Source organism: Acinetobacter sp. YH12152 (genome assembly GCF_013418285.1).
In the GTDB taxonomy this organism is placed as follows: Bacteria; Pseudomonadota; Gammaproteobacteria; order Pseudomonadales; family Moraxellaceae; genus Acinetobacter; species Acinetobacter amyesii.
On sequence record NZ_VPCH01000050.1, the window covers coordinates 1 to 25,500 of the forward strand.

Annotated in this window: 28 protein-coding genes and 3 pseudogenes; 12 read left to right on the forward strand and 19 right to left on the reverse strand. The window is 41.4% G+C overall.

Annotated elements, in window-relative coordinates:
* Positions 1 to 203: 203 nt before the first annotated feature.
* Positions 204 to 329: pseudogene (locus tag FTU83_RS17490) on the reverse strand (hypothetical protein); the annotation flags it as partial.
* 32 nt (positions 330 to 361) lie between these two features.
* Here FTU83_RS17490 and FTU83_RS14015 point away from each other — a divergent pair.
* Positions 362 to 702, forward strand: a pseudogene (locus tag FTU83_RS14015) (IS3 family transposase); the annotation flags it as partial.
* Positions 703 to 843: 141 nt separating this feature from the next.
* Here the strand turns inward: FTU83_RS14015 and FTU83_RS14020 are convergent.
* From FTU83_RS14020 to FTU83_RS14030, 3 genes are read right to left on the reverse strand one after another with little or no spacing between them, the layout of a single operon-like run.
* Entirely contained in the window at positions 844 to 1,485 is a 642-nt protein-coding gene (locus tag FTU83_RS14020; RefSeq protein ID WP_180005137.1) for a hypothetical protein, read from the reverse strand.
* A gap of 18 nt (positions 1,486 to 1,503) precedes the next feature.
* Positions 1,504 to 1,932 carry a ClpXP protease specificity-enhancing factor gene (locus FTU83_RS14025; protein ID WP_180041717.1) on the reverse strand — a complete coding sequence of 143 codons (429 nt, stop codon included), beginning with the start codon at positions 1,930 to 1,932 and terminating at the stop codon, positions 1,504 to 1,506.
* A 27-nt stretch (positions 1,933 to 1,959) separates the two neighbouring features.
* Entirely contained in the window at positions 1,960 to 2,613 is a 654-nt protein-coding gene (locus tag FTU83_RS14030; protein WP_180106969.1) for a glutathione S-transferase N-terminal domain-containing protein, read from the reverse strand.
* Between the two features lie 159 nt (positions 2,614 to 2,772).
* Between FTU83_RS14030 and FTU83_RS14035 the strand changes: the two genes are divergently transcribed.
* Positions 2,773 to 3,018, forward strand: coding sequence for a hypothetical protein (locus FTU83_RS14035; RefSeq protein ID WP_180106971.1), 246 nt, complete (start codon positions 2,773 to 2,775; stop codon positions 3,016 to 3,018).
* Positions 3,019 to 3,080: 62 nt separating this feature from the next.
* On the opposite strand, the gene rpsI is transcribed toward FTU83_RS14035, so the two are convergent.
* A complete protein-coding gene (gene rpsI, locus FTU83_RS14040) occupies positions 3,081 to 3,467 on the reverse strand; it encodes a 30S ribosomal protein S9 (RefSeq protein WP_078190115.1) in 387 nt (128 codons plus the stop codon).
* Positions 3,468 to 3,479: 12 nt separating this feature from the next.
* Positions 3,480 to 3,908 (reverse strand): 50S ribosomal protein L13, encoded by a 429-nt coding sequence (gene rplM, locus FTU83_RS14045; RefSeq protein ID WP_004722943.1) that lies wholly within the window; start codon positions 3,906 to 3,908, stop codon positions 3,480 to 3,482.
* Positions 3,909 to 4,099: 191 nt separating this feature from the next.
* Here rplM and FTU83_RS14050 point away from each other — a divergent pair, with 191 nt between their 5' ends.
* The 5 genes from FTU83_RS14050 (at position 4,100) to FTU83_RS14070 (ending at position 8,126) form a co-directional block, all read left to right on the forward strand.
* Positions 4,100 to 4,342 (forward strand): hypothetical protein, encoded by a 243-nt coding sequence (locus tag FTU83_RS14050; protein ID WP_180060224.1) that lies wholly within the window; start codon positions 4,100 to 4,102, stop codon positions 4,340 to 4,342.
* Positions 4,343 to 4,569: 227 nt separating this feature from the next.
* Complete coding sequence (gene pdxA / locus FTU83_RS14055) at positions 4,570 to 5,553, forward strand: 4-hydroxythreonine-4-phosphate dehydrogenase PdxA (protein WP_180106973.1); 984 nt, start codon at positions 4,570 to 4,572, stop codon at positions 5,551 to 5,553.
* A gap of 68 nt (positions 5,554 to 5,621) precedes the next feature.
* A complete protein-coding gene (locus tag FTU83_RS14060) occupies positions 5,622 to 6,431 on the forward strand; it encodes a pilus assembly protein PilJ (protein WP_180106975.1) in 810 nt (269 codons plus the stop codon).
* Positions 6,432 to 6,461: 30 nt separating this feature from the next.
* Entirely contained in the window at positions 6,462 to 7,274 is an 813-nt protein-coding gene (gene rsmA, locus FTU83_RS14065; protein WP_180011634.1) for a 16S rRNA (adenine(1518)-N(6)/adenine(1519)-N(6))-dimethyltransferase RsmA, read from the forward strand.
* A gap of 6 nt (positions 7,275 to 7,280) precedes the next feature.
* The gene (locus FTU83_RS14070; RefSeq protein ID WP_180050326.1) at positions 7,281 to 8,126 is read left to right on the forward strand and encodes a symmetrical bis(5'-nucleosyl)-tetraphosphatase; all 846 of its coding nucleotides are present in this window, start codon (positions 7,281 to 7,283) and stop codon (positions 8,124 to 8,126) included.
* Between the two features lie 53 nt (positions 8,127 to 8,179).
* Here FTU83_RS14070 and FTU83_RS14075 read toward each other — a convergent pair whose 3' ends face one another.
* The 6 genes from FTU83_RS14075 to hflX all read right to left on the reverse strand — a co-directional run bounded on the left by FTU83_RS14075 (position 8,180) and on the right by hflX (position 12,415).
* Positions 8,180 to 8,626: a DUF2147 domain-containing protein gene (locus FTU83_RS14075; protein ID WP_078190109.1), complete on the reverse strand. Its 447-nt coding sequence runs from the start codon at positions 8,624 to 8,626 to the stop codon at positions 8,180 to 8,182.
* Between the two features lie 143 nt (positions 8,627 to 8,769).
* Complete coding sequence (locus tag FTU83_RS14080; protein ID WP_168379558.1) at positions 8,770 to 9,219, reverse strand: DUF2147 domain-containing protein; 450 nt, start codon at positions 9,217 to 9,219, stop codon at positions 8,770 to 8,772.
* A gap of 60 nt (positions 9,220 to 9,279) precedes the next feature.
* On the reverse strand, positions 9,280 to 9,732 hold the full coding sequence (locus FTU83_RS14085; protein WP_111884999.1) for a DUF2147 domain-containing protein: 453 nt from the start codon (positions 9,730 to 9,732) through the stop codon (positions 9,280 to 9,282).
* Between the two features lie 248 nt (positions 9,733 to 9,980).
* A complete protein-coding gene (locus tag FTU83_RS14090) occupies positions 9,981 to 10,655 on the reverse strand; it encodes an LrgB family protein (RefSeq protein WP_078190106.1) in 675 nt (224 codons plus the stop codon).
* Between the two features lie 10 nt (positions 10,656 to 10,665).
* The gene (locus FTU83_RS14095; protein WP_078194269.1) at positions 10,666 to 11,037 is read right to left on the reverse strand and encodes a hypothetical protein; all 372 of its coding nucleotides are present in this window, start codon (positions 11,035 to 11,037) and stop codon (positions 10,666 to 10,668) included.
* Between the two features lie 43 nt (positions 11,038 to 11,080).
* Positions 11,081 to 12,415, reverse strand: coding sequence for a ribosome rescue GTPase HflX (gene hflX / locus FTU83_RS14100; RefSeq protein ID WP_078190104.1), 1,335 nt, complete (start codon positions 12,413 to 12,415; stop codon positions 11,081 to 11,083).
* Positions 12,416 to 12,826: 411 nt separating this feature from the next.
* Between hflX and FTU83_RS14105 the strand changes: the two genes are divergently transcribed.
* Positions 12,827 to 13,648, forward strand: coding sequence for a 1-acyl-sn-glycerol-3-phosphate acyltransferase (locus FTU83_RS14105; protein ID WP_180005139.1), 822 nt, complete (start codon positions 12,827 to 12,829; stop codon positions 13,646 to 13,648).
* Between the two features lie 48 nt (positions 13,649 to 13,696).
* Here the strand turns inward: FTU83_RS14105 and FTU83_RS14110 are convergent, their stop codons facing one another.
* A complete protein-coding gene (locus FTU83_RS14110; protein ID WP_257222637.1) occupies positions 13,697 to 15,316 on the reverse strand; it encodes a phospholipase D family protein in 1,620 nt (539 codons plus the stop codon).
* Between the two features lie 104 nt (positions 15,317 to 15,420).
* On the opposite strand from FTU83_RS14110, the gene FTU83_RS14115 reads away from it, so the two are divergent.
* Entirely contained in the window at positions 15,421 to 16,431 is a 1,011-nt protein-coding gene (locus FTU83_RS14115) for a metallophosphoesterase (RefSeq protein WP_180005126.1), read from the forward strand.
* Between the two features lie 300 nt (positions 16,432 to 16,731).
* On the opposite strand, the gene FTU83_RS14120 is transcribed toward FTU83_RS14115, so the two are convergent.
* A complete protein-coding gene (locus FTU83_RS14120; protein WP_180026703.1) occupies positions 16,732 to 18,045 on the reverse strand; it encodes an MFS transporter in 1,314 nt (437 codons plus the stop codon).
* 145 nt (positions 18,046 to 18,190) lie between these two features.
* Positions 18,191 to 18,832, reverse strand: coding sequence for a hemolysin III family protein (locus tag FTU83_RS14125; RefSeq protein ID WP_180011623.1), 642 nt, complete (start codon positions 18,830 to 18,832; stop codon positions 18,191 to 18,193).
* A 107-nt stretch (positions 18,833 to 18,939) separates the two neighbouring features.
* On the opposite strand from FTU83_RS14125, the gene FTU83_RS14130 reads away from it, so the two are divergent.
* Both FTU83_RS14130 and FTU83_RS14135 read left to right on the forward strand, forming a co-directional pair.
* Positions 18,940 to 20,163 carry an SAM-dependent methyltransferase gene (locus FTU83_RS14130; protein WP_180106977.1) on the forward strand — a complete coding sequence of 408 codons (1,224 nt, stop codon included), beginning with the start codon at positions 18,940 to 18,942 and terminating at the stop codon, positions 20,161 to 20,163.
* Between the two features lie 11 nt (positions 20,164 to 20,174).
* Positions 20,175 to 20,600, forward strand: a complete 426-nt coding sequence (locus FTU83_RS14135; RefSeq protein ID WP_257222638.1) for a GNAT family N-acetyltransferase — start codon at positions 20,175 to 20,177, stop codon at positions 20,598 to 20,600.
* A gap of 79 nt (positions 20,601 to 20,679) precedes the next feature.
* Here the strand turns inward: FTU83_RS14135 and FTU83_RS14140 are convergent, their stop codons facing one another.
* The 3 genes from FTU83_RS14140 to FTU83_RS14150 all read right to left on the reverse strand — a co-directional run bounded on the left by FTU83_RS14140 (position 20,680) and on the right by FTU83_RS14150 (position 24,848).
* Entirely contained in the window at positions 20,680 to 21,018 is a 339-nt protein-coding gene (locus FTU83_RS14140; protein ID WP_078190097.1) for a hypothetical protein, read from the reverse strand.
* Between the two features lie 184 nt (positions 21,019 to 21,202).
* A complete protein-coding gene (locus FTU83_RS14145; protein ID WP_180106979.1) occupies positions 21,203 to 23,335 on the reverse strand; it encodes a 3-hydroxyacyl-CoA dehydrogenase NAD-binding domain-containing protein in 2,133 nt (710 codons plus the stop codon).
* Positions 23,336 to 23,642: 307 nt separating this feature from the next.
* A complete protein-coding gene (locus tag FTU83_RS14150; RefSeq protein ID WP_180106981.1) occupies positions 23,643 to 24,848 on the reverse strand; it encodes an acetyl-CoA C-acetyltransferase in 1,206 nt (401 codons plus the stop codon).
* 38 nt (positions 24,849 to 24,886) lie between these two features.
* On the opposite strand from FTU83_RS14150, the gene FTU83_RS17495 reads away from it, so the two are divergent.
* Entirely contained in the window at positions 24,887 to 25,324 is a 438-nt protein-coding gene (locus FTU83_RS17495) for a hypothetical protein (RefSeq protein ID WP_257223498.1), read from the forward strand.
* An 85-nt stretch (positions 25,325 to 25,409) separates the two neighbouring features.
* On the opposite strand, the pseudogene FTU83_RS14160 reads toward FTU83_RS17495, so the two are convergent.
* A pseudogene (locus FTU83_RS14160) lies at positions 25,410 to 25,500 on the reverse strand (IS5/IS1182 family transposase); the annotation flags it as partial.

Below are 25,500 nucleotides of genomic sequence, written 5' to 3' on the forward strand. Positions count from 1 at the left end.
CCTTCCCGAACTCAGAAGTGAAACCTCTTAGCGCTGATGGTAGTGTGGGGTTACCCATGTGAGAGTAAGTCATCGCCAGCTCATTATTCGAAACACCCCCTGATATCTCAGGGGGTGTTTTTTTATGCGTGGAAAAAAGATAAAAGGGGGCGAAAATAAAGCGTTGGAAATCCAACGCTATAAATCGACCTAAAACGATAAAATTATTTTAACTGACGTCGTGCATGCTTTAATGCAGTTCTTAACCCTTCTTCTAAAGTTGGATGATAAAAGGGTTTATTTAAAATTTCATGAATGGTTCGTTCTTCTGAAATCATCCAAGCTAACATAAGCCAATGACTGCATAATTTGAATTGTGGGCGGGTATCCAACGAATATCATGGTCCATTCTGACCAAGGCTCACAGCACTGTAGTCGTGATTTTAGAGCGCTATTATTGATGAACAACTGCATCCAAAGCATGTCTAGACGAGGCCTTGCGCAGTATATTGCTCATGGGATAATGCAGTAACAGAAAGCTTCTTTCACACATTTAAAGGTCATGTGGTACATGGCAGTGTATTTTTGACCCGAAAAGAAGCCAATGTTGTCTTGTTTGACTATATTGAGATTTACTACAATCGAGTGAGAAGGCACTCTGCAAATGGTTGGTTAAGCCCAGAAGCCTTTGAGCAGAAATATTTTAAGAATTTAGAGGGATAGGTTGTCCACGATACTGCCTGGGATCATTATTTGGCTACCTTTATCGGGTAAATTTTATATTTAAAATATCAATATCCTAAATATTCGATTAAAAAAAACCTGCTTAAAAAGCAGGTCATAGATTTAGAGAAATGAAGTCAATTAAGCAAAAATATTACATGCTGCAGATGCCAAAATCCATAGAATCACCACTGCAACTACTGGCTCTACAATTTTTGACCAAGTCGGTACTTGTACTTCAGTTGTTACGTCTTCTTGTGTATGTTGTTGATTAACCATTTGATTGAACTCCTTCATTGATGCTTCTAATGATATCTCTTCTTGCAGATTTGGTTTAGAACCAAGGAGCTCTGTTAGGTTGTTTGTTGACCAAACCCAATCATCCGCTTGACCAGAAAGGTGTTCAATTTGGCCGTTGAGTAATTCTTGAATGCTTTGTGGTGAGTGTGAGCCGGTATCATGAAGTTGCTTTAATTCATTTAATTGTAAATGAAAAATTTCAGTTGTTAGGTGTTCAAGTTCAGAGCGCTCTAATATTGATGCATTCGATGGATTGGTGGTCAGATGGCGTGAAACTTCTTGAATATAGAGTTCATCAGGATGAGTAATTTCTTGATAAACCTTTTGAGCATTATTGCGGAGCTGATGAATCAATTCACCTAAGGTTAAAGCATTAATTTCACGTAAATGTTGTCGTTTTTCTTCACGATTTAAATGACTTAAAAGCGTAGGCTTTTGAGATTCTATTTGTTCGACAAAATATTGTACTAAATCAAAAGCCATTATTCGCTTCCTTATTCTTTAATCGAGCAACCTTAAACCCGGTTTTTTCTTCGGTTGCTCTTGTTGTTCTTGGTCGTTTGATTTTAAAGCATTTTGATCATTCTGAATACCTTCATATTCTTGAGGATCGAAGAACATGCCTTGACCATTTTCACGTGCATAGATGCCTAGAACAGCAGAAAAGGGGATATAGAGGTTTTGCGAAACGCCACCAAAGCGTGCAGAGAAAGTAATCGTCTCATTACTCATGTGTAGCGCATGCGTTGCATGAGGTGCGATATTCAGGACAATTTGGCCATCTTGAATATATTGAACTGGCACCATCGTACCATTCTGTGTCGCATCGACAAGTAGGTAGGGGGTAAGTTGGTTTTCACAAATCCATTCATAAAGTGCCCGTGTTAAGTATGGACGTGTTGGAGTGAGTTGTAGTTCCTGTTCAGACATAATGCTTACTCGAATATTTATGGAAAATTAATTTTTTACTAAAAGCTCGCTATAGCGATTTTTTTCCTGCAATGTCATTGATTTGATAAATGCTGGACGGCTAAAGATGCGTTGGCAATAGAGAAATATAGGGCGGCATTGCTGTTTGGGAAGCTCAATACCCATGGCTTTTAGGCGCAGAAATATAGGCGCGAGCATACAGTCTAACATGCTAAATTGTTCAGACATAAAATAAGGATAATGCTGAAACAAGGGGGTTAGTGAAATGAGTGTATCACGTAATTGTTTTTGTGCGTTTTGCTTGGCTTTTTCATCGAGGGTATCGGGATGGCGAAGCATAATATCAGCCAGTCTTAACCAATCTTGTTCGAAGCGCCATACATATTGACGTTGCTCTGCACGAGGCATAGGTGCATCTGCATACAGTTTATTTTGACGATAACGGTCATCCAGATATTCGGCAATAATACTGCTGTTATAGAGTTTTAGGCCATTTTCAATCATCATCGGAAGTTGATTGTAGGGATTTAAACTCGCAAGATCTTCGTCTTCATCATCAGCAATAATTAAATTATGTTTGATTTGCTTCTCTGCAAGTACATAGCGTACCCAGTGTGAGCGAAAGTCATCCGCATGACTGTAAAGCGTAATCCCTTGGAGAGGTGCATTTTCGACTGACATAATCCGAGACGATGAGAAATGAATAAGATAGGATACTAAAATTAGACAGTAAAATCACGGAGACTTTAGCAATATCAATGCAGCTACAACGAAAATTCCAGTTTTGGTTTATTTTATCTGATAGATTGTCATGTCATTCATTTACCTGATCATCACCGCATGATGACCATTGCACTTGTACAAAAATTATTATTTTTCGCTGCGGTTATTTTTATGGGCATTGGCTTTTATACGGCACTCGCTGGAGGTTATGCCTCTGATTATGGAGCAGAGGATGATAGCCCTGAACAAAAAAACAAAATCACCATCTGTACAATTACACTAACACTGTCGGTTATATGCTTAATTGCGAGTTTGAGTCTCTTGGTTTATCGGTTCGTTATTCTATTTGCATCATCTTCATAAAAATCAAGATATAAAAAAACCTTGGCATAAGCCAAGGTTTTTTGTCCGATTCGGTAAACGAATTAACGTTTAGAGAATTGAGGACGTTTACGAGCTTTACGTAAACCAAGTTTCTTACGTTCAACTTCACGAGCATCACGAGTAACGAAACCAGCTTGACGAAGAGCAGGTTTAAGAGTTTCGTCAGAAGCGATCAATGCACGAGTAATACCGTGACGGATAGCGCCTGCTTGACCACCGATACCACCACCAGCAACAGTGATGTAAAGGTCATATTTCTCAGTAGCTTCTAAAAGCTCAAGTGGTTGGTTAACAACCATACGAGCAGTTTCACGACCGAAATATTGTTCTAAAGAACGGTTGTTGATTACGAGTTTACCAGTACCAGCTGATAGGAAAACACGTGCAGTTGCGGTCTTACGGCGACCTGTACCATAGTTAGTAGCCATGTGCTGTATCCCTTAGATGTCCAAAACTTGTGGCTGTTGAGCAGTATGTGGATGCTCAGTACCAGCGTACACTTTCATTTTCTTGATCATTGCATAACCAAGAGGACCTTTTGGCAACATGCCTTTTACAGCACGTTCGAAGATTTCTTCTGGTTTGTGAGCAACTAATTTTTCGAAATTAGTTTCACGAATACCACCAGGGAAACCAGTGTGGCGATAATATTTCTTATCAAGTGATTTTTTACCAGTCACTTGAACTTGCTCAGCATTGATAACAACGATGTAGTCACCAGTGTCAACGTGAGGAGTATAAGAAGTTTTGTGCTTACCGCGTAAACGACGAGCGATTTCAGTCGCAAGGCGACCTAAAGTTTTGCCAGAAGCATCAACAACGTACCAGTCGTGTTGAACTTCAGCTGGCTTAGCGCTGAGAGTTTTCATTAAACCACTACCTATTATAGTTGGTTTGGACTATGGAAGCTGTCCAAACAAAAGGAGACGCGATTCTATACGAATACGTGAAGAATCACAAATGAAAATATAAAATTTCAAGCGCTGTATTGTAGTATATTTCTTCAGCAATAAACAGTAGATAATCCAGAAATTATAAAAAATGCGGGTGAATGTAAATCATGTCGAATTCTAATCTGTTAAAAACCACACCTGACCCCTTATTTTGGCGACATTGGTGGTATTTAATGGGCTTATGTAGCACCTTGATTTTAAGCCCAACTTTTTTGTATTTGGTGTCTTTGCATGGGGCGGATGGCGCAATCATCGTTTTGTTAATGATGCTCACTTTATTTTTCCTTAGTTATTTATTGGTTTATCTGTTGATTGGATTATTGCTTGTGGGCGGTATGTTTTTTGGCTGATAACGAACTACCCGCAGCATGTACCGACCGTTCAGCGCGGCATTGTAATTCTTATTGCACTGATTTGGATCATTGGCATTTCAGGTTTTGCTTTCGATTTCATTCCATACAATGTCGCACAACGCGGTTATTTTTGAGTTTTAGTCCGATATTTTTAGTCAATAAAATTAGGTCTGTCATGTGCATCACACAGTATAATAATGCTATTGCACACACAGGATAGACCCATGCTGCCTTTATATATCACGAGCGGTGAACCCGCAGGTATCGGACCTGATATTTGTTTGAGCTTAGCCAATCGAATAGATGAAAGGCCACTTGTGGTTCTTATTGATAAAGATTTGCTGCTCAAGCGTGCTCAACAGTTAAAGCTCGAAGTTGAACTGATTGACTATGTTGGGCAGGAGGGTTCGGCAGCTCTAGGTCAGCTTTATGTAGAACATGTGCCTGTGACTAAACCTGTCATCGCAGGTCAGTTAGATGTGAATAATGCAGCCTATGTGTTGGAACAATTACGTCGTTCTGCAGATTATGCGATGTCTGGCAAAAGTGTAGGTGTTGCAACTGCACCTGTGCAAAAGTCAATTATTAATGATGCCGGTATCCATTTCAGCGGACATACGGAGTTTTATCAAGAATTTGCAGGCGTTGATCGTGTCGTGATGATGCTTGCGACCAAAACGCTCCGTGTCTCATTGGCAACTACACATTTACCGCTTCGTGATGTAGCCGATGCCATTACTCAAGAACGTTTGCATCAAGTCATCGATATATTAATTCATGACTTAAAAACCAAATTTAAAAAAGATCATCCGCATATTTTAGTCTGCGGTTTAAATCCGCATGCGGGTGAAGATGGCTATTTGGGCATGGAGGAGATTGAAGTGATCAATCCGGTGCTAGAGCGTTATCGCGCTCAAGGGGTGAATATGAGCCTGAGCTTACCTGCCGATACCTTATTTACCCCTGAAAATTTAAAAGATGCAGATGCTGTTTTGGCGATGTATCACGATCAGGGCTTGCCTGTGTTAAAGTCGCAGGGTTTTGGCGAAGCCATCAATATCACTTTGGGCTTACCATTTATTCGGACTTCAGTGGATCACGGCACAGCACTGTCACTGGCTGGAACCGGGCTTGCTAAAAGTTCGAGTTTACAGGTGGCGGTTGATTTGGCTTTAGAATTAGCACGTGCGAAAAATAACGAAACTTAATAATAAAGGTTTGAATTTTATATGAATAATAGTAAAAAATTATCAAAAATAAAACAGGAAAAAACAAGATGCTTAGGGCGAAATCGATCATTCGCCCATTTTTTGGGATTGCGTTAGCGTTGATGCTGTCAGCATGCTCAACGCTCGCTACAGATCATCATTCTTGTGAATTAAAAGTATTATCGCTGCAAATTCCAAAACAGACGGAAGGATTTATACGTTTTGCATCACCGGCTGCCGTGGATGGCTTTAAACATAATCAGCAAAAATTTAATCAAGCGCTGACTGCGGTGCATAAAAAATATGCGAATCGTGATGGTGCTGATAAAATGCTTCAAGATGGACAGGCAATCAATGCTAATATTGATCTGCTTGTACAGCATCAAAATAGCCTGAGTGCGCTATATGAATCTCAACTTCTTGTAAGTGAAACCATTCCGGGTATTCAAGCTGAATATAACATTCTGGCTGATATGATGGCTAGAGTAAACAATTCAGCTATTCAAGCAATGATTGCCAAAAATCAAGTCTATATTGCGGGACGAATGTTGAGTTCTTTGCTGAAGTTAACTGATGTGAATTCTATTCATCCAGACGATTTAGATGACTTTTTAGCAGATTTTGAAACTTTCAATATTTATTTGAAGGCTCAACTGAATGGTAATCCCGAACTGAGTGTAGAGCGCGTAAACAATGCTGAAATGCGTGAAAGTTTGCTCTCCATTCAAGCTGAAACTGAAGAAATGATGAAATCTGAAACAATGGCTTTGTTGCAACAAAGAGAGCCATTGCTCAGTGTAATTAAAGCGGCTCGGGATAATGTGACCAAGTCCGAAGAAATTTTTGCTCGCTTGAGTGAATTTGAATCAAGTCAGTAATCGTTGTAATAAACCTATGCGGAGAATTTTATGTATCAAATTAATGCCCTAAACCCAAAAGATGAAGGGCATCACACGCGTAAGCGGTTTGGACAGAATTTCTTACATGATCAACGTGTTATTGCCAAAATTGTACGTTCGGTAAATCCGCGTACTGGTGACAATATTGTCGAAATTGGTCCCGGTCTTGCTGCGCTTACATCGCCTTTAATTGGTGAATGTGATGCTCTAACTGTGGTTGAGCTGGACCGTGACTTAGCCGCAGGTTTGCCGGGCCGTGTGCCGCATCCCGAGCGCTTGACCATTGTTGAAACCGACGCGCTGAAATATGACTTTACCGAGCTGTTTGCCGAAGGCCGTCCACTGCGTGTGGTTGGTAACTTGCCGTATAACATCTCGACTCCGCTGCTGTTTCATCTCTTGGAGTTTGGCGACAAAGTCAAAGACATGCACTTCATGCTGCAAAAAGAAGTCGTGGACCGTATTACCGCTTCACCGAATACTAAAGAATACGGCCGTTTATCGGTGATGATTCAATATTTCTGCAAACCGACGTTTTTATTTGAAGTGCCACCGGGCTCATTTAATCCGCCGCCAAAAGTCACCTCTGCGGTATTCCGTTTAGAGCCTTATGCCGTTAAACCGATTATGGCGAAAGATGAAAAAGCGCTTGCGCGTTTAGTTTCACATGTCTTTACTCAGCGCCGCAAGACCTTGCGTAACAGCTTAAAAGGCATGTTGGTTGAAGATGGTTTTGAAAATGCAGGGGTTGATCCAATGGCGCGTCCAGAAACCCTAACACTTGCAGAATTTGTCGCATTAGCAGATCAAATGGTGGCTTAAATAATTATGACTCGCAATATTCGCTATAACTATGTCATTGGTGATGTTCAAGGCTGTTTTGAAGCATTAAAAGCTTTACTGAAAGAGATTAAGTTTGATGCAGACCAAGATTTTATATGGTTTGCCGGTGATCTCGTCGCACGGGGTGAAAACTCGGTAGGCGCTTTGCGGTTCATCAAAAAATTAGTGGATAGTGAAGTTGCGGCGACGGTACTGGGCAATCATGATCTGACTTTGCTGGCATGCGCTCGCGGTATTAAGGATATCAATCCTAAAGACAATATCGATGATGTGATTCACGCTTTAGAAAGTGATGATTTGATTGATTGGTTACGCAAGCAGCCGCTGTGTCTATTTCCGAATGAGCAAACCATTTTGACTCATGCGGGTATTCCTTTGAATTGGACTGCGCAGCAAACCGCAGACTTGGCAAAGGAAGTGGAAGCGGTGATTGGTCATGACGACTTTGATGTGGTCGATGCGTTTCTTCAAGTGATGTACGGTAAAGAGCCGAACCTATGGTCGGATGATTTGTCTGGTCATGCGCGCTTACGCTGTATTACCAACTATTTGACCCGCATGCGCTTAACCGATGCAGAAGGTCGATTAGAGTTCAGTTTTAAAGATTCACTCGATGACCCTATGCCGAAGGGTTTTAAGCCATGGTTTGAGTTTGAGTCACAAGCAGCTCAGACCCATCAAATTCTTTTTGGTCATTGGGCTGCTTTACAAGGAAAAAGCATTTCAGCAAAAATCCAAAATGTGGATGGCGGATGTGTTTGGGGCAATCAGTTGATGGCCTATCGTTTAGAAGATCAGTGCATGTTTGCGGTCGATAATCCTGTAATGTAAGTATTTAAAAATAAAAAAGCCGCATTCGTGCGGCTTTTTTATTGGTGTGTGGATTAGTCTAAACGAATCCAAGTTTGGTTACGACCCAAGACTGAAACGCCAATACTTGCACGGATCGAAATACGTTTTCCTGTGCTGTTTAAGCGGACTTTAGCATCATAAACTTTGCCAGAAAGAGGGTCGATAATACGACCTTTTTCATAATTATTTGTATTATTAATTTGCTTTAAACCTTTAACAATTTCCATGCCGAGAATCGGTTGGTTGGTATAAGGCGCAGGGCACTTATTACAGTTTTTTTGCGGTGTATAGCCCGGACGTGGTGTAATTTTAATAATTTTACCGGTATAGGTATTATTTGATTCTTTGTGAATCGAAATAATTGCTTTTGCAGCTCCTGTTTTATCGTCAATTTGTTGCCATGTGCCAGCAATGTCATTTGCAAATGCAACATTCATCAATCCGAATGTGCAAAGGCTGAATAATATTTTTTTAAACATGATCGCTTGTCCCCGAGAAGCATGATTTATGAGCACGTATGTTAGAAAGTTTATGAGAATAGTCAACTTTAATTTAAAAATAATTTGATGATATTCGGAATAAGAAAAACCGCCATGTCGGCGGTTTTTTTACTTGTTTGGGGTTACTCTTGGCGAATCCAAGTTTGGCTACGACCAAGTGCAGAAACACCCATATAACCCCGTAAAGTTAGGCGTTTCCCACTGGCATTTAAACGGATTTTTGTGTCGTAAACTTTGCCTGAAAGAGGGTCAATAATACGGCCTTTGTCGTAGTTATTAGTGCCTTCAATATGTTTTAAACCTGTTAAGATATCAAGGCCTAAGATTGGCTTGTTTTTGTAGGGTGCAGGGCAGTTTACGCAGGTGTCGCGTGGTGTATAGCCCGGACGCGGCGTCACTTTGATGATTTTACCCACGAATGTGCCATTACTTTCTTTACGGATTTCAATAATGGCTTTTTGTGAACCTGTTTTATCATCAATTTGTTGCCAAGTCCCTGAAAGATCTTGAGCAAAAGCTGAACCACTCATTACAGCAGCTAAGAATAAGAGGCTCACTTTTAATTTTTTCATCAGATATTCCCTGTAGGTGGTTCACCTATATCAAATCAATTTACTGAATAAATTTAAAATTTATTCAGCGCGAATCCATGTCTGTGTACGACCAATTGCGGAAATCCCCAGATATCCACGTAAATGTAAGCGCTTACCATTGGCAGAAATTTTGCCTTTTAAGCTGTAAATTTTGCCTGCTAAAGGATCAATAATTTTTCCTTGAGAGTAGGTATTTTCACTTTCAAGTTTCAGCCCCTTAAATACATCCATCCCTAAAATAGGCTGGTTGGTATAAGGTGCAGGGCAATTCACACATTTTTCCTTTGGTGTATAACCCGGACGTGGCGTCACTTTCACAATTTTGCCGGTATAGGTGTCTTTGGCATCTTTTCGAATTTCGATCAGTGCTTTAGGCGAACCGGTTTTATCGTCAATTTGTTGCCAAGTCCCTGTAAGATCTTGAGCATAGAGTGCAGAGCTTGTGACTACAGCACCAAATAATGCAGCCCATTTCAAACTTTTTTCGATCATATTAATAATCCTTTATCAATACACTTTGTGAGGGTTTATTGATCATACTAGGTAATATTTGGACTTAGAGCAACTACTCTAAGCCTAAATATTTACATTTTATTCGGGAAAGTTGACATGTTGCACAAAAGTGACTTTACCAAAAATGTAACATCCACAGCACATCGTTCAATGTGTTGTGGCGTACCCTTGAATTTATATTAAGTTTATTTTTTATACAAAACAATCATTTAAAAGTGATTGCTCAGTCACATATTTTGTAGATAGAGTATGAAAGTTGGCAACCAGATTGCTGTGAAGACTGCATTTACCGCCATGCCAAATGCTGCATAGCGCCCAGCAATGCTGCCGCGCTGCCAAGCTTGAGCTGTGCCAATCGCATGTGCAGCAAGTCCTAAGGCGAGTCCTGATGCACGTTCATCATGAATATTTTTGAGTATGATGGGTGAAAATGCTGCGCCAATCACCCCTGATAAAATCACAATCAAAATCACCAAAGGAATCGGGGAATGCAGCAGCGTCGCAATGTTGATGGCAATTGGGGTGGTCACTGCCCGTGTAGCAAAAGCCATAATGGTTGGATCTGACAAATGCAGCAAATAAGCCAGCCCCATAGGGAGGGCAACGGCACTGATACTGGCAAAGACTAAAATCCCGCCCACGGCTTTTAAAGGCAAGTCATCGTAGCGCATCGCTGCTAAAGGAATGGCCAAGGCCACTGTGACATAGCCGAGTAAGTTATTGAACAGTGGATTGACCTGTGCCATATAACTTTCATAGGAAATGCCAAAAAGATAGAGCATACCAATGACGAAAAACATCCCAATCACAATCACGGGGATTTGCGGTAATTTTTTATTAATAGGTTTTGCGACAAGATAGGCGATCAGGGTAATGATGAATCCAGAGATGATTGAAAGCATGTTGATTCTCCTATAGCCATTTCTTAGACATTTTTGCGTAGACCCACAGCGGTATGAGGGTGCTGACAAAGAGAACAATCAAAAACATTGGAATTTCATCACCTAAATGCATCATCATCAGCAATGAGCCTGCACTAATGGGTAAGAAGGCAAAGGCACTTTCTTTCATGATTTTATTATTGGTATCGACCAAACTGGCTGGAATTTTGTTGAATTTTCTCCAAAATGAAAGCACGATCAAGAGGGCAATCAAACCGACTAGATTGCCTAATTCTGGGTGATTGAATTGCTTCATGACCCAGACCGCGCCTTCACGGAAAATAATAATTAATGCAATGGTGCCTATCCAGGCTTTCCAGTCGATGCGCTTGATCCAGTCCATTTTTGTCTTTCGTTAAAATTATACTAATCAAGTTTTAACCGATTTAGTCTTTAATTTCAAATTCTTCAAGTGGACGTTGAAATTGTTGCGCACGCGTTCCCAAGATTTCTTCGATGGGTAAATGCGCCTGTTTAATCAGTTGTTCTAACTTATGCGGGGCAATGATGACGTGCAAAATTAAGTTGCCTTGTTCATCATAACTTTCATTTTGGATCACATTGAGCGCATACAGTTGTGTTCTTAATTTGCCATAAGCCGGTTTTAGACGGACTTCAAAGCTTTGAATCTGTCCCATTAAGCATTCTTGAACCGCTTGGCGTAATAAGGGAAGACCTTTACCACTATGTGCTGAGACATAGACACGTTCCGGCTGATGTGGCTTGCCATAGATGATTTTAGGATCTTCGCCACTGACATCAATTTTGTTATAAACGCGCAGAATCGGAACATCGACACCAATTTCTTTCAGTACTTTTTCGACAGCCTCGATTTGTTCCATCATGTCCGGACTGCTGGAGTCAATGACATGTAACAATAAGGTCGCCTCCAACGTTTCTTCTAAGGTGGCTTTAAACGACTCGACCAGTGAGTGCGATAAATTACGCACAAAACCTACAGTATCTGCGAGAACTAAGTTGCCGATGCCATCCCAATGTAGACGGCGTAAAGTTGGGTCAAGTGTCGCAAACAGTTGGTCTGCTGCATAGACATCACTTTTTGCTAAATTATTAAATAAGGTCGATTTACCAGCATTGGTATAACCCACCAATGACACGGTTGGAACAGCAGCTTTTTGACGTGCCACACGACCTTGCATACGTGTTTGGCGGACTTTCTCAAGTTTCGCTTTGAGTTGTCCCATACGGAGCTTGAGTAGCCGACGGTCAGTTTCCAGCAGCGTTTCACCCGGTCCACGTAGGCCGATCCCACCTTTTTGGCTATCGAGATCGCCACGACTACGAATCAGTCGTGAAGCCATATGTTGTAATTGGGCCAATTCAACTTGCAACTTACCTTCATAGGTACGTGCGCGTTGGGCAAAAATATCTAAAATTAATTCTGTACGATCGACCACACGACAACGCATGATGCGTTCAAGATTACGTGCTTGGGCAGGGGTGAGGGCATGGTCAAAGATGACCAATTCGGCTTCATGCTCTGCAACCACTTCGGCAATTTCTTCAGCTTTCCCTGAGCCAATAAATAATTTGGCATCAGGCTTGATACGCTGTGCATGCACATGTTGCAGAATATTGGCACCTGCAGATTGAGCAAGTAAGTGGAATTCTTCGGCATCAAGGTCTGCAAGCATTTGTACTGCCACACTGACTAAAATTACGCGTTCACCGCTCGCTTGATGTTGATTTAAATTTTCCACTCAGCACACACTCCTGTTTAAAGATTCATTTTAGGCGAAAATGCAGTGCGAGGGTTAATCTAAGTGAGGAATTAATGGCTAAGTTCTGTATGTCGTGCTATTCAATTAGAGAGAGCTTCGAAAGCTCAGCGCCAATAAGAAAAGCACACTCACATATATCAATGAAAAACAAGCAATGGCTTTAAACGCTTGCCATGAAGAAATAGGGGGATGGTCCGAATGTGAGTGATTCATAATTTATAACCTTTAAAACCGATATAAAAATCATATTTGATTTTTAAAAACGATTAAAATGGGAAAATATTATCTTCGACTTCGGTTTTTATGATCAATGCAAAAAAACTGTCTTCGGTATATGATGATGAAAATTTACGCCAAATTGTGGCACCGTGTCCTTTTAGTGAACCGTTTATGAATCAACCTCAAATCGTCAATACACCGCAAATTAATGTGTTTTCAAAATTTTATTTGTATTGTAAAAAAGTCGGTGCAGCAGCTGTTGCCGTGACGCAGGGTTTTTATTTGGTTTATCGTCATCAATTGTATAAAGACCCGAATAACCCGCAAAATACCCGCTATGTGCAGTATTTTTGTCGCAAGTTATGCAAAGTATTTAATCTTGAAGTCAAAGTGCATGGCGAAATTCCACGTCAACCAGCCCTTTGGGTAAGTAATCATATTTCATGGTTAGATGTGGCAGTTTTGGGTTCTGGCGCACGTGTTTTCTTTTTGGCGAAAGCTGAAATTGAAAAATGGCCGGTACTGGGTAATTTGGCGAAAGGCGGTGGCACCTTATTTATTAAGCGTGGTTCTGGCGACTCAATTAAAATTAAAGAACAAATTACGGGCTTCTTAAAACAAGATACGCCGGTACTCTTTTTCCCAGAAGCCACCACTTCAGATGGCAGCAAAATTAAAAAAATTCATGGTCGTATTTTAGGTGCGGCAATTGAAGCCGAACGTCCAGTCCAAATTTGCTTAATTTGCTATGTGAATCAGGACGGTGAACTCGATAATATTGCGCCCTATGTCGGAGACATTAGCTTTGATCGACATGTCAAAAATGTCTTAGAAATGCCGAAAGTCACAGCGCATCTGATGACATTGCCCGCAATTGATTCGGCAGGTCATACTGTTGACAGTCTGACACAAGAAGTGCAGCAAAAAATGAATCAGGGATTGGCAGAACTTCAAGCCAAAGTCCTTAAAGCGCCAGTTCCAGTTGATGCATAATGAATTAATGATACATGCTGCAAGGGGGATACCTTTGCAGCACAATCCTTACATAAAGCCTTCGAGCGGCAACCAAGAGATAAATTTCACCCCTGCTTTTTGCCACCACTTGATTTTCGGTTCACGTGGATAAATACGCGTTTGACCATTTGACAACTTAATTTTCCAATTGATCTGTTGGTCTGCATTGAGTACTAACTTATAGGCATATTTACTCAAATTTTCATCCATGGTGTAGTGGACTGCTTTGGCTAAGCGTGGGCTATTCAGTAATACCCCAATTTCAGTATTTAAATATGCTGAGCGAGGGTCAAAGTTAAATGAACCAATAAAAACTTGTTTTTCATCAATTGCCATCAGTTTGGCATGTAGGCTCGAACGGCTTAAGCCCTTCAGACTGACTTTAGCTTTTTCAGCGAGCTCTTTGGTATTGGTGTTGAGGTTTTCTGCATCAGGTCTAGAGAGAAATTCATAGAGTTGAACGTCGTGTTCCAAGAGATCTTGACGATATTTGCTATAAAAAGCATGAACCAATGGTACGTCATTGGCCTGGAATGAGTTGGTCAAGACTCTGACTTTTACGCCATCGGCACTGAGGTTTTTTAGGCGTTCAGCCCCTTTTTTTTCTGGGACAAAGTAGGCTGAAACGATATCGACACTTTGTTCAGGTTTATCTAAACGGTTGAGGAGCTGAAAGTTGAGGTGCTCTTCTTTTTTGGCTTTAGATTTGATTTTGCTCGGGGAATCTTTGACGACTTCGGCTTTGACCCAGTCAAATTGGATTTTATTGTTGAGCCAGTCATCAAAGGCATGTGAACGGTTAGCTAAGTCCAAATAATTGACCACAGTGGCTTCTTGGTTATAGTCATCGAGTTGTTGTTTGAGACTGTCAAAGCGCAAACTATAGTGGCGTGGATTGACCAATTGACGTACTGGAAAGGCATAATCATCATTCCAATATTCGTCAAAAGAATGGATGATTTCATCGGATGCCGCACCGACCAACATGACGTCGACATCGGAAAATTGATAATTATCACTGACGTTATAGTATTGGTTACTCATATTGCGACCACCAATCAATGCGATTTGATTGTCTGCAATAAAGCTTTTGTTGTGCATACGACGGTTGATGCGTTTTAGATCCAACACCATATCGACAGGGCGGAAATGTCGGAAGCGGTACGGGTTATACAGTTTGACATCAATATTGGTATGTTGGTCGAGTGCCATATAAATGCCTTCCATTTTTTTTGCATTATTGTCATCGACCAATAAACGAATTTTCACCCCACGATCTGCAGCTTTGATCATGGCATGTAGGGCCAAAGCACCAATTTTGTCGTTATCCCAAATATAGTATTGTAAATCTAAACTTTTTTCGGCCTTATTGATTAGCTCAATTCGAGCCGCTAAGGCTTCTAATGGGTCATACAGAACGTGGTAACCGGTTAAATTAGGATTTTGTTCACGTAGCGGCAGCACAATTTTCGCAAGGCTAGTATCGTCAGTGGGAGTATTAAAGGCATATTCCACAGGTTGAGTTTGCTGTTTAGGCAAGGTACTACATGCAGATAAAGTCAAAACAAGGCTACAACTCAGCAAAACCGCCTTAGTGTGGTTGTGTATGAAGGGCAAATTCTGCTGTTTCGGTGTAGCTGAGTTCATACTGTTAGACATACTAAAAAATTTGATTTGAGTATAAGTGTCAGCTGTGAAAAGATAAATATAGTGACCGAGTTTTCTCGTTAGGCAAATTGTAGAGCAAATGTATGTGGGAATTAGATTCCGTAGTGATGTATTTTTATATCGGGTTGGCTGTGCTGGGCGTTTGGGCAATATCCCAAGCTTGGTTAAGTCAGTCGCGCACGGAAACGATTCATCCGTTTAAAGCCTTCGTACATTTGTTGGCATTTTATCTCTCGTATTTACTTATTCCTTTATTCTTCTTTAGCTTTTATGCAGGCTGGAGTGGCTATTATTCACTACATGAAGCGATTTTTGTCGGTGCTGTTACGGGGCTTTTATGCTATGCCCGCTTTATCGAGCCGCACATGATTCAGGTGAAAAAATGCCAATATCAATTAAACGAAACACGACAATTATTAAAGCCAGTTCGCATTGCTTTAATTGGTGATTTACACATTGGTTTATTTTCAGGTCATGAACGTCAGTTAAAAATGATCGTCGATAAAATCAATGCGCAAAATCCTGATTTGGTCGTGGTTGCAGGGGATTGGACTTACGAGCCAGAAAATAAGTTAGCTGAAGAATTGGCTGTACTGAAAAAAATTATTGCTCCAATTTATTCGGTGAATGGTAATCATGATGAGCAATATCCCGGTCCGCCTATTCAAGCGCTGTTAAAACATGCATTAGAAAGTAATCATGTGGTGGATATCGAAGGGCAAGTGGTGGAATTTAATGAGTTTCGCTTATTAGGCGTTGGGGATTTGTGGGCAGGTAAAGCCGATATGCGCTATTTGCCAGAATTGCCACAAGATAAGCCTTGGATCATTTTGTCGCATAATCCAGATACCGTCGATATGGTACCTAAACTTCCGGGACGACCATTGATGTTGTCGGGTCATACACATGGTGGACAAGTGGAATTGCCATGGTTGACCGATTATGTAATGAAAAAAGTGTCCATTTTAGGCCACAAAAAAGGGCTATATCAGCATGATAATGCAGATGTCTTTGTCACTGTTGGTACGGGGATGGTTGGTGTACCTTTTCGTTTTCTCGTGCCACCAACCATTGATATTATCGAGTTGGTTTAATCAAATCCTACCGTTCAAGATTGATAAAATTTTTGGTGATTGTTCCTCTTGATGAAGAGCTACAAACCTTGTTTTGTTAATAAAATTGAACCGTGCCATCAGACATTTGCAGTTTGAAGTTGAGTGAATGACCGTGTCTTGCAACATAAGATGTGTATTGCTACTCAGTGGGATCTAAGCTGCATGCATGAATTTAATTATTTAAAATGCTGTCAACTACAGAGTATTCATCAGTTCATTGACTCAATTTGAGACATAAAAAAGCCAGCAATATGTGCTGGCTTTTTTATTATGTGCAGATTAAACCTGATTATTCACATCATCATTTTTGGTTTCGCGAATCATTAAGAACGCGATCAATGAAAGGATTGATGCTGCAGTTAGGTAGTAACCTACTGCATATAAACCATAGCCAGTTGCAAGTTTAGTTGCGATCAATGGCGCGAAAGATGCACCAAAAATACCAGCCATGTTAAAGGTTAAAGCTGAACCTGTGTAACGTACAGACGTTGGGAAGATTTCAGACAATACCGTACCAATTGGACCATAGGTTAAACCCATGATCGCAAGACCGATACATAGGAATAAGAACACCATCGCAGTACTGCCAGACTCAAGCATGCTTGAGAAGACTAAGCCAAACAATGCAGATACAACACATACCGCAATCGAAGTCGTTTTACGACCAAATTTTTCAGCAAATACAGCAGAAAGTGGAATGAAGGCAGCGAAACAAAGTGTGGCAACCAGTTGAAGTTTTAAAAATTCTTCACGTGTGTAACCAAGCTGGGTTGTACCCCATTGTAAAGCGAATACTGTGGTTAAGTAGAACACTACAAATGTACAAATCGCGGCAATCGTACCGAGAATTAACATCCCCCAATGCTTGATGATCACTTCTTTGAATGGAATGTTAACTTCTTTTTGCTTATCCAAAACTTTTTGGAACGCAGGTGTTTCATGTAATTTTAGACGAATCCACAGACCGACAATAACCAATAGCGCACTTGCAATGAATGGAATACGCCAACCCCATTGCATAAACTCAGCTTCAGACATGAAGTGACCTAAGGTCAAGAATGAGCCTGTTGCAAGAATAAAGCCGATTGGCGCGCCCAATTGAGGGAACATACCATACCAAGCACGTTTGCCTTCTGGCGCATTTTCAGTTGCAAGTAGCACGGCACCTGACCATTCACCACCTAAACCAAGACCTTGACCTAAGCGACAAAGTGCAAGCATGAGCGGAGCAGCGATACCAATTTGAGCATAGGTTGGAAGCAAGCCGATACATACTGTCGAAATCCCCATGGTGAGGAGAGCGGCAACTAATGTGGCTTTACGACCGATACGGTCACCTAAATGGCCAAAGAATGCTGCGCCAATCGGGCGAGCAATAAAGGCAATCGCAAACGTTGCTAAAGATTGAATTGTTGCGGTTGTTGGATCTGTACTTGCAGGGAAGAACAGATGCGGGAAGATAATTACAGCCGCAGTTGCATAGATGTAGAAATCGAAGAACTCGATTGTGGTACCTACAAGACTTGCTGTAAGTACGCGGAATTTTGAATTTGTTGGTTGCTGTTCAGTGGCAGCAGCACTTGAAGACGCCATGGTGGACCTTACACTTACTAAAAATAATTGAACTTAGTTTTAAAAGCGTAATCTTTTTAAAAAAGGCGTAATTTCTTAAAAAAATACGAAATACCAACTTACGAACTGCGGAATTAGGGTCACTAAAGAATGCAGTGTCAGTGGGTTATATCACGTAGAGATAAATCGACAGGAAATGTGATCCTGCACCTATCAATACAAAAATATGCCAGATAGCGTGTGTATATCTTACCTTTTTTAAGGCATAAAACAATGCACCGATTGTATAAGATAGCCCGCCAATGATCAGGTAGGTTAAAGCTTGATCAGATAAAAAGCGTTGCATATCATCCATTACCAGTACTGCAAGCCATCCCATCACCAAATAGGCAATCAACGAAATCTTTTGAAAACGATGAATGAAAATTAATTTGAATAGTGTCCCAATTGCGGCAATGACCCACAGTGCAATGAGTAAATAATGCGCTTTTGCGGTAGGCAGTGCGATTGCCAGAAACGGGGTGTAAGTGCCTGCAATTAAATAATAGATTGCAGTATGGTCGAGTTTTTTGTACCAACCACGGCGCTCAGGAGACTCTGCGAAGTGATATAGACTCGATGCTGAAAACAATAACAGCATACTGAATGCATACACCCAAAGTGCAAGCCATTGTCCAGTTGGAAGGTAGGAGCCTTTTAAAATCAGTAGGATACCTGCGATGGCAGACAAAGCCGCACCGAAAGCATGGGTATAGAAATTCAGTCTTTCTTCAGCTGGGTCATAAGCTAAAAGATGGGGAGCATTCATAACGTATCTTTTATAATAATTTAAATATACACATGTATAGTAATTCAATTTTGCTTTTGGTGTAAGAAGATTTAAAATTGTTTTGCAAATTTATCTAGGTTTATATTATGTCATCTTTGGCTTCTCCCTCTACGCAAGAGCAGCAATTTTTAGCAGCCTTTCAGCAAGCCATTGAAACACAGCGTTTTGATCGCATGATTTTGAGTCAGTATAAAGGTGAATTAGACCAATTAGAAAAAATGACCTTGCGAGTCATTTCGCTGCAAGGTGAGTCATTTCTTAGTTGTTTATATCGTTATAGAACCCAAGACATCACCAAAAACTATCCAATGGCAGCTGCATATCAACAAGTCGAAAGTTTATTGAGTTGTTGTAAGCAAGCCAACCTGATGACCTTGGATGAAGAAATTCAGCTCAAAAAAAATAAAAAGAAAGCGATGCTAAGCATCAGCAAAAAGCAGGCAGCCTTAGGGAAAAATCCTACGGAGCAGCAAGGACATGATCGAGCGAAACATCGTTATGTCGATCAAGACAGTTATTTCTTACAGCCACTCGGTATTACGGATGCAAAAGCACAAATTATTCCGAGCATGGCACGTAAATGGAAACAAATTAATAAATTTGTAGAAATTTTTTCAGGCGCTTTAAGCCAGATCAAAGAGACCGATCAATCTCTACATGTCGTGGATTTTGGTTCAGGTAAAGGCTATCTGACTTTTGCATTATATGATTATTTAGCAAAACACCAGCAAGTGCCTAAAGTGACAGGGGTTGAGCTAAATCCGAAAATGGTGGAATTTTGCCAAAGCGTTGCTCAGCAGTCGAATTTCAGCCAACTGGATTTTTTCCAAGGCGATGTTCGTACCTATGCGCCTGAGCGCTTAGATGTCATGATTGCACTGCACGCTTGTGATGTAGCAACGGACTTTGCGATTCATACCGGCATTCGATTAAATGCGCAAATGATCATGTGTGCGCCGTGTTGTCATAAAGAATTGCGTCCGCAATTGAAAGCGCCGCAAGTACTTGCACCGATGTTGCAATTTGGCATTCATGCGGGCCAGCAAGCAGAGATGCTTACTGACACGATTCGTGCACTTTTATTGAAAGCATATGGTTATGAAACCAAAGTCTTTGAATTTGTGGCACTTGAGCATACCAGTAAAAATAAAATGATCTTGGCAACCAAACGTGCAGACTATGTCGAGCCTGATCAAGCGGTATTGGTACAGATTCAAGCTTTAAAAGACATGTATGGCATTCAAAAGCATTCCTTGGAATTATTGTTAAATGATCAATGGGACCAGCAAGATATTGGCTGTAAATGCTAAAGGATGACGGGATGCAGCAGTTAAATATTCAATTCGGTCCGTGGGAGCAACTGGCATCTGCAGCTCGGCCGATACGTGAACAGGTCTTTATTTTAGAACAGCAGATATCGCCCGAAGATGAATGGGATGCAGAAGATGAGATTTCACTGCATTTTATTGTTCATGATGGGATGAAAGCTATTGCAACTGCTCGTTTGTTGAAAAATAACAGTATAGGCCGTGTTGCTGTTTTAAAGGCTCATCGCGGTCAGGGGATTGGTAAAATCTTGATGCAAGCCATCATTCAACAAGCGACATTAGAGCAACGTGAATATTTAAAACTATCTTCACAAGTGCATGCTATCCCTTTTTATGCAGCGTTGGGTTTTGTTGTTGAAGGTGATGAATATTTAGATTGTGGTATTCCGCATCAAGATATGTATATGGCTTTGGCTTAAATACTTAAAATTGGACAGCTATAAATAAAAAACGCTTAATATTTTAAGCGTTTTTTATTTGCATAGATTGGGTCAAAGCTTAGTGACCATGATCATTCGATGCAGTAGGTTCAGGGCTCATGTCATCCATATGTGCATGTTGTTCTTCGGTCATATGCATGTCTGCTGCAGTCGGTGCAGATGCTTCACGAGCTGCTTGATCAGCTTGCGCCTTTTTCAACGCTTCTTCTGACATCACAGGGGCATTTTTAAATGCATGCTGTTGAGTATTGTCTTTTTTCTGTTGGCTCGGCATATAGTCTGGTTCATTGGTCACAGCAAGCCAGAAAATACCCATGAATAGCGCACCTAAAATACAGAAGATAATCAGTGCTTTCCAGCCCCACGGTGATTTTTCAGGAGAAGTATGATCTGTCATAACAAGCTACTCAATCGGATAAAAAGAAATCAAAAAACTTGTTACTTTATAACATAAAACAGATGAGAGTTCGCGTAAAATCTAGACTTGTTTGCAAACACGCGAATGCGAAGGAAAATTAAAAGGAGCCGAAGCTCCTTTTGATGTGATTGAACAGCAAAATTTGCATGCTCAAAATGAATAATTAAATCTGCTCAGCTTTCGCCACTTTGTCTTTCAGCAATTGCGGTGCTTTGAAGCGTTCGCCATATTTTGCTTCTAGTGTATTGGAACGCAATAGCGCTTTTTCCAAACCATATTGATTTAAAAATTGAAGTGCACCACCTGTCCAAGGGGCAAAACCAATCCCGAAGATTGAACCGACATTGCCATCGACAGTCGATTCCAAAACACCTTCTTCTAGGCAGCGTAGCGTATCGAGCGACTGTACAAATAGGAAGCGGTCAATCATTTCCTGTTCAGAAATAGCATTATCTTTCTGCCATTTACTCAAGCCTTCCCAGAGGTGCTTTTTACCGCCTTCAGGATATTCATAAAAACCTGCGCCGGCAGCTTTACCTTTACGGCCAAACTCATGAATCATCGTTTGAATCACGTCATCCACTCCTGAGCGAGGCAGGTCTTTGCCTTCAGCTTGCAAGGCTTTACGTGTCTCGGCCGCGACATGTTCAGAGAGTGTTAAAGACACTTCATCTTGAATCGCCAATGGGCCTACAGGCATGCCGGCTTTTAGTGCAGCCATTTCAATGCGGGCAGGGTGTACGCCTTCAGACAGCAGACGTAAACCTTCTTGCACAAAGGTGCCAAAGACACGGCTGGTAAAGAAGCCACGGTTGTCATTCACTACAATTGGCGTTTTGCCAATTTGCTGCACAAAGTCAAAGGCTTTAGCCAAAGTTTCAGCCGAAGTGTTTTTACCTTTAATAATTTCCACTAATTGCATTTTGTCGACAGGACTAAAGAAATGTAGACCGATAAATTTAGCTTGATCTTGAGATGCATTGGCCAAGCCTGAAATCGGCAAGGTTGAGGTGTTGGATGCAAAAATACCGCCATCTGCCAAATAGGCTTCTGCTTCTTGTGTCACTTTGGCTTTGAGTTCGACATTTTCAAATACCGCTTCAATGATCAAGTCGCAGCCTTGTAAGTCGGCAGCATCTGCAGTGGCATGAATCAGTCCTAAAACTTGATCACATTTTTCTGCACTTAAACGGCCTTGAGATACTTTTTTATCTAGCAGTTTTTGGCTATAGGCTTTGCCTTTTTCAGCAGCTTCAACAGAAACATCTTTGAGTACAACTGCAATGCCTTTTGATGCTGTGGCATAAGCGATGCCTGCACCCATCATGCCTGCACCTAAAATACCAACTTTGGTGGCTTGCCATTTCGCGACGTCTTTTGGACGGCTTGCACCAGACTTAATAGCGTTGAGACCATGCCAGAAGGTGCCGATCATATTTTTAGAAATTTGACCGGTTGCAAGGTAAGTAAAGTAACGTGATTCAATCGTGAGCGCCGTATCAACATCGACCTGAGCGCCTTCAACAGCAGCCGACATAATGGCTTCAGGCGCAGGGTAACAGCCCTTGGTTTTGTCACGCAGCATAGCGGGGGCAATGGCGAGCATTTGCGCCACAGCAGGAGTCGATGGCGTACCGCCCGGAATTTTATAGCCTTTTACATCAAAGGGCTGCTGTGATTTTGGATTGGCTTTGACCCACGCAATCGCTTTGTCCATCAGGTCTTCAAGGCTATCTGCAGTGTCTTGAATCAGCCCGAGCGATTTGGCTTTTTCGACACCAACTTGTTTGCCTTCCATCAAGAGCGGAAAAGCATTTTGCAGACCCAATAAACGTACCATACGTACAATACCGCCACCGCCCGGTAGTAAGCCTAAAGTTACTTCTGGTAAGCCAAATTTCGCCTTAGCATCATTCAGTGCGATTCGATAATGACAACCGAGTGCTAACTCCCAACCACCGCCCAGCGCTGTGCCATTTAAGGCTGCAACAACAGGAATGCCGCGTGTTTCGATATAACGCAGTTTGGCTTTCATTTCTTCAATCATATTGAAGAATTCAGTTGCATGCTCAGGTGTAGCTTGAATCAGTTCGTCTAAATCACCGCCTGCAAAGAAGGTTTTTTTTGCGGAACGGAAAATAATCCCTACAATATTTTCATCTGCTTGCAGTTTGTCTACCGTTTCAGCCAGTGCCGTGCGGAAGTCTGCATTCATGGTGTTGGCAGATTGGTTTGGAGAATCTAAAGTTAAAATGACGATATTGTCGGCATTTTTTTCAAATTGAATTGCGCTCATAAATTTTATCCAAATATTTTTATGACTTTGCTAGTGATTTTTGAGATTTAAATTATTCATCGTCACTACGGAGTCTTTACAAATTTGTTTATTACTGTTTTTTTCATTTCAGCTAAAGCAGTGCTTTAGCTTCATTCAGGTTCGACCTACTTTTGTTTCGGCAAAAGTAGGCAAAACCATTTGTCATCCACAAAACCTGTCAACTAATGTCTTTTTTCTAAAAGTTCGCAGAAACATTATTTTCAATTTTTGGTCAGGTTGTGGATGACACATACCAAGTATCAAATGCTGTGTACGGTTCGGTTAATTAAACTAGCTCAATAATCGTTGCGATGCCCATACCACCGCCCACACACAAGGTTGCTAAACCGCGCTTTTTACCTTGGCGTTCCAGTTCATCCATCAGGGTTCCTAAAATCATGGCGCCTGTTGCACCCAGCGGATGTCCTAATGCAATTGCGCCGCCATTCACATTGACTTTGGCAGGGTCAACGTTGAGTTCGGTCATAAAACGCATCACCACAGCTGCAAAAGCTTCATTCACTTCAAATAGGTCAATATCATCAATTGTTAGGCCAGCTTTGGCTAAGGCTTTACGTGCAGCAGGTGCAGGACCTGTCAGCATAATGGTCGGGTCTGCGCCCACTAATGCAGTTGCGAGCACTTTGGCACGTGGCTTTAGGCCTTGTTCTTTTACGGCTTTTTCAGAGGCAAGCAACACCACTGCAGCGCCATCGACAATGCCCGATGAATTGCCTGCATGGTGTACATGGTTAACAGCACCCACTTCAGGATATTTTTGCAAGGCAATGGCATCAAAGCCCATTTGCCCCATCATGGCAAAACTTGGATTGAGCTTGCCTAAGCCTTCTGCTGTGGTCGTTGGTTTAATAAATTCATCTTTGGCTAAAACTGTCACGCCTGCTTTGTCTTTAACAGGAACGACAGATTGGTCAAAATAACCATTGGCTTGAGCTGCGGCTGCTTTTTGCTGAGAGTTCGCTGCAAAGGCATCCACATCTGCTCGGCTATAACCGTCAATGGTGGCAATTAAATCTGCCCCAATGCCTTGTGGTATAAAATCACAGGCCATATTGGTTTCAGGGTCGAGCGCCCAAGGGCCGCCATCTGAGCCCATTGGCACACGAGACATCGACTCTACACCGCCAGCCACCACAAGGTCTTCCCAACCAGAGCGGACCTTTTGCGCTGCCATATTCACAGCTTCTAAACCTGATGCACAAAAACGGTTGATTTGAACGCCTGCCACATCATTGTCCCAACCTGCTGCAATGGCTGCGGTTTTGGCAATGTCTGCGCCTTGGTCACCAATGGGGGTTACACAGCCCAGTACAATGTCGTCAACTGCAGCGGTGTCAAATTGATGTCGGTTTTGTAATTCGTTCAATAAACCGGTCAGTAGGCTAATCGGTTTAACGGCATGTAGTGAACCGTCTTTTTTTCCTTTGCCGCGCGGTGTGCGAATGGCATCAATGATGTAAGCCTCGCTCATAATCCTGTCCTTATGATCTATAAATTTTTATTGGTTTTTTGAGTGTACGGATTAATCAACCTAGTGCAATGATGAGAACGGGCGAGTCGTTTGATATTTTTGGTCAACGCTTGCTGCTGAATAAGATAAAAATCAACCTGCATATTGAAAGCGAGGATCGGCTAAGATCAGTTGCTATCGATTCAGTACAAATTGAAGATCAGCTTATGCATAAAAATGTGAAGCGAGTGTTGAAAGGTCTGGCTTGGTTAGTACTAGTAGGCTGCTTAGGTTTTGTATGCTTGATCGGTTTTTATATTTATATGATCTATGGCATTCATCCTTCAGATGAAGGGACTGGCGGCTTAGCCTGTGAGTATGATCGCAATGATCATGTGACCAAGGCAGAAATGTATCGGATACAGGATGGCAAACGCGTGATCACGCCCGTCGATCCATTGCTTTGTCAAAAACAACGTGCAGATTTTCCGAAATAAAAAACCTGATCAAGATCAGGTTTTAGAGAATGCTATTTTTGAATATTGCTTAGGGTGTGTTGACATTTACAGCCGATAAATTGAGCTAAAGAGGCAACCATATAAATATACAAGCTAAAGCAACAGCGCTTTGATAGTTACGTTTTAGCTTATCGTATCTTGTGGCAATTCCTCTA

Excerpts from the sequence above, each read along its gene's own strand:
- FTU83_RS14020 (WP_180005137.1), bottom strand. The coding sequence starts at position 1,485 with ATGGCTTTTGATTTAGTACAATATTTTGTCGAACAAATAGAATCTCAA.
- FTU83_RS14025 (WP_180041717.1), bottom strand. The coding sequence starts at position 1,932 with ATGTCTGAACAGGAACTACAACTCACTCCAACACGTCCATACTTAACA.
- FTU83_RS14030 (WP_180106969.1), bottom strand. The coding sequence starts at position 2,613 with ATGTCAGTCGAAAATGCACCTCTCCAAGGGATTACGCTTTACAGTCAT.
- FTU83_RS14035 (WP_180106971.1), top strand. The coding sequence starts at position 2,773 with ATGATGACCATTGCACTTGTACAAAAATTATTATTTTTCGCTGCGGTT.
- rpsI (WP_078190115.1), bottom strand. The coding sequence starts at position 3,467 with ATGGCTACTAACTATGGTACAGGTCGCCGTAAGACCGCAACTGCACGT.
- rplM (WP_004722943.1), bottom strand. The coding sequence starts at position 3,908 with ATGAAAACTCTCAGCGCTAAGCCAGCTGAAGTTCAACACGACTGGTAC.
- FTU83_RS14050 (WP_180060224.1), top strand. The coding sequence starts at position 4,100 with ATGTCGAATTCTAATCTGTTAAAAACCACACCTGACCCCTTATTTTGG.
- pdxA (WP_180106973.1), top strand. The coding sequence starts at position 4,570 with ATGCTGCCTTTATATATCACGAGCGGTGAACCCGCAGGTATCGGACCT.
- FTU83_RS14060 (WP_180106975.1), top strand. The coding sequence starts at position 5,622 with ATGCTTAGGGCGAAATCGATCATTCGCCCATTTTTTGGGATTGCGTTA.
- rsmA (WP_180011634.1), top strand. The coding sequence starts at position 6,462 with ATGTATCAAATTAATGCCCTAAACCCAAAAGATGAAGGGCATCACACG.
- FTU83_RS14070 (WP_180050326.1), top strand. The coding sequence starts at position 7,281 with ATGACTCGCAATATTCGCTATAACTATGTCATTGGTGATGTTCAAGGC.
- FTU83_RS14075 (WP_078190109.1), bottom strand. The coding sequence starts at position 8,626 with ATGTTTAAAAAAATATTATTCAGCCTTTGCACATTCGGATTGATGAAT.
- FTU83_RS14080 (WP_168379558.1), bottom strand. The coding sequence starts at position 9,219 with ATGAAAAAATTAAAAGTGAGCCTCTTATTCTTAGCTGCTGTAATGAGT.
- FTU83_RS14085 (WP_111884999.1), bottom strand. The coding sequence starts at position 9,732 with ATGATCGAAAAAAGTTTGAAATGGGCTGCATTATTTGGTGCTGTAGTC.
- FTU83_RS14090 (WP_078190106.1), bottom strand. The coding sequence starts at position 10,655 with ATGCTTTCAATCATCTCTGGATTCATCATTACCCTGATCGCCTATCTT.
- FTU83_RS14095 (WP_078194269.1), bottom strand. The coding sequence starts at position 11,037 with ATGGACTGGATCAAGCGCATCGACTGGAAAGCCTGGATAGGCACCATT.
- FTU83_RS14105 (WP_180005139.1), top strand. The coding sequence starts at position 12,827 with ATGAATCAACCTCAAATCGTCAATACACCGCAAATTAATGTGTTTTCA.
- FTU83_RS14110 (WP_257222637.1), bottom strand. The coding sequence starts at position 15,316 with ATGAACTCAGCTACACCGAAACAGCAGAATTTGCCCTTCATACACAAC.
- FTU83_RS14115 (WP_180005126.1), top strand. The coding sequence starts at position 15,421 with ATGTGGGAATTAGATTCCGTAGTGATGTATTTTTATATCGGGTTGGCT.
- FTU83_RS14120 (WP_180026703.1), bottom strand. The coding sequence starts at position 18,045 with ATGGCGTCTTCAAGTGCTGCTGCCACTGAACAGCAACCAACAAATTCA.
- FTU83_RS14125 (WP_180011623.1), bottom strand. The coding sequence starts at position 18,832 with ATGAATGCTCCCCATCTTTTAGCTTATGACCCAGCTGAAGAAAGACTG.
- FTU83_RS14130 (WP_180106977.1), top strand. The coding sequence starts at position 18,940 with ATGTCATCTTTGGCTTCTCCCTCTACGCAAGAGCAGCAATTTTTAGCA.
- FTU83_RS14135 (WP_257222638.1), top strand. The coding sequence starts at position 20,175 with ATGCAGCAGTTAAATATTCAATTCGGTCCGTGGGAGCAACTGGCATCT.
- FTU83_RS14140 (WP_078190097.1), bottom strand. The coding sequence starts at position 21,018 with ATGACAGATCATACTTCTCCTGAAAAATCACCGTGGGGCTGGAAAGCA.
- FTU83_RS14145 (WP_180106979.1), bottom strand. The coding sequence starts at position 23,335 with ATGAGCGCAATTCAATTTGAAAAAAATGCCGACAATATCGTCATTTTA.
- FTU83_RS14150 (WP_180106981.1), bottom strand. The coding sequence starts at position 24,848 with ATGAGCGAGGCTTACATCATTGATGCCATTCGCACACCGCGCGGCAAA.